A 292-nucleotide genomic window follows, 5' to 3' on the forward strand; every position below is an offset into this window, starting at 1 on the left:
GATGGCGCCGTCGCGGAGGCGGGCTTGGGGTTCGCCGGAGGCGATCAGGGTGGGTAGTGCCTTGCGGGAGGTGGGGTGGTTGTCGGTGTCGATGAGGACGATGCGGTTGGGGTGTTCGGTTTGGGCGGTGCGGATGAGTCCCCAGACGGCTGCGCCGGCGAGGTCGTCGTAGGCGGCTTCGATGACGAGGGGGGTGGTGGTGTCCTGGGCCAGGTGTTGTTGGACGCGGGTCAGGGTCTCGGTCGTGATGCGGTGGGTGTCGGCCAGGACGTCGTCGCCGACCGTCGGCACC

1 protein-coding gene is annotated in these 292 nt (G+C 69.5%); it reads right to left on the reverse strand.

Annotated elements, in window-relative coordinates; translation table 11 throughout:
* On the reverse strand, positions 1–292 hold a 292-nt coding region (locus tag NQU54_RS48955), incomplete at both ends, for a SpnB-like Rossmann fold domain-containing protein (RefSeq protein ID WP_257636711.1).

This window comes from Streptomyces malaysiensis subsp. samsunensis, from assembly GCF_024519315.1.
Taxonomy (GTDB): domain Bacteria; phylum Actinomycetota; class Actinomycetes; order Streptomycetales; family Streptomycetaceae; genus Streptomyces; species Streptomyces malaysiensis.